The sequence below is a fragment of the Arthrobacter sp. SPT-J7 genome (genome assembly GCF_059089965.1).
The window spans coordinates 1-1,671 of record NZ_JBNHFF010000397.1 but is presented as its reverse complement, the minus strand read 5'-3'; the positions used below and the strand labels follow the sequence as shown (position 1 = coordinate 1,671).

The 1,671-nt window shown below is 67.8% G+C and carries 1 protein-coding gene and 1 pseudogene; both read right to left on the bottom strand.

Features of this window, described 5'->3' with window-relative positions:
• Positions 1-1,399, bottom strand: a 1,399-nt coding sequence (gene treZ, locus AC5RWX_RS33010; protein WP_494100380.1) for a malto-oligosyltrehalose trehalohydrolase, incomplete at its 3' end; no start/stop codon positions are given.
• Positions 1,396-1,671 (bottom strand): annotated as a pseudogene (locus AC5RWX_RS33005) (malto-oligosyltrehalose synthase); the annotation flags it as partial. The gene treZ and the pseudogene AC5RWX_RS33005, both read right to left, overlap by 4 nt.

The following is a 1,671-nucleotide window of genomic DNA, read 5'->3' as shown; positions in this document are numbered from 1 at the left end:
ACCCCATGCGCTCAAACTCCTTGATCCGGCCCTCAGCAGTGGCCTTGCCCAGCTCCGGTTCCGGATGCGAGGTGAAGAACTGCCATGGAGTGCTCGCCGCAAACTCCTCGCCCATAAACAGCATGGGCGTAAACGGTGACGTCAGGGTCAGTACGGCGGCCACTGCCAGCTGCCCGTAGGACAACGACTGCGAGAGCCGGTCCCCCGTGGCCCGGTTGCCGATCTGGTCGTGGTTTTGGTTGCACACCACCAGGGCGGCAGGATGTGCCAGGGCGGCAATGATGGGCCGGCCGTGGTGGCGGCCGCGGAAGCTGGAGTAGCTGCCGTCGTGCAGGAAGCCGTCCTTAAGGACCTTGGCCAAGACGGCCAGGGACTGGAAGTCCTCGTAGTACCCGGTGGTCTCGCCGCTGACGTTGACGTGGACGGCGTGATGGAAGTCGTCGCTCCACTGCCCCGCGAGCCCATAGCCGTTGGCGTCCCGCGGGTAGAGCAGGCGCGGGTTGTTCAGGTCGGACTCGGCAATAAGCGTTTTGGGCAGTCCGGTCTCAGCCGAGACGGCGTCGCCCAAGGCCCCGAACTCCTCCAGGATGTGCACGGCACGCTCATCGCGCAGCGCGTGCACGGCATCCAGGCGGAGCCCGTCCACGTGATAGTCGCGGAGCCAGAGCGCGGCGTTGTCCAGGATGTACTCCCGCACCACATCCGAGCCGGGGCCGTCCAGGTTGACCGAGTCGCCCCAGGTGTTGGCGTCCCCCTGCTTCAGGTAGGGGCCGAACTTGGGCAGGTAGTTGCCGCTGGGTCCAAGGTGGTTGTACACCACGTCCTGGATGACGCCGATGCCGGCAGCGTGGGCTGCGTCCACAAAACGCTGGTAGGCCGCAGGCCCGCCGTAGCCTTCGTGCACGGCGTACCACTGCACGCCGTCGTAGCCCCAGTTGTGGGTTCCGTTGAAGCCGTTGACGGGCAGCAGCTCCACGAAGTCGATGCCCAGGTCCGCCAGGTAGCCCAGCTTTCCGGCCGCGGCGTCCAGGGTGCCCTCCGGGGTAAAGGTGCCCACGTGGAGTTCGTAGATCACCGAGCCCTGCAGGTCCTTGCCCTTCCAGGCGCCGTCCTGCCAGGCGTGCGCGGCAGGGTCGAAGGTCCTGGAGAGCTGGTGAACGCCGTCGGGCAGCCGCCGCGACCGCGGATCGGGCACGGGCTGGCCGTCCCCGTCCAGCAGGTAGCCATAATCCACGTCACCGTCCGCGGGAGCATCGGGGGCAGTCCACCAGCCCTCCGAGCCGGGCGGCGTCTCCTTCTTCAGCATCGGATACTGCCGGCCGTTGGCCACCAGGATCACCGAACTGGCGTCGGGGGCCCAGACGTCAAAACGCTCGGGCCCAACATTGACAAGGGTCATGCCTTTTCTCCATCCACCGGTACGAGCAAAGCCACGGGGTAGGTACCCAGCACCTCGGCCACCGAAACGCTGCCCGGTCCGTAGCCGGCGCCGGTGAGCTCGTCCCGCACGGGGACAGGGAGGTCGACGGCGGTGTCCCGCCACCCGCCGTCGGCTGCCAGTCCGGCCGGGAGCCGGGTGGCCAGCGTTATGGCTCCCGGAGCCACGTCCGCGCCGCGGTGGAACGCGAGCAGGTGATCTGCAGCAGCCCCGGAGGCGGCAAGCGGAGTGTA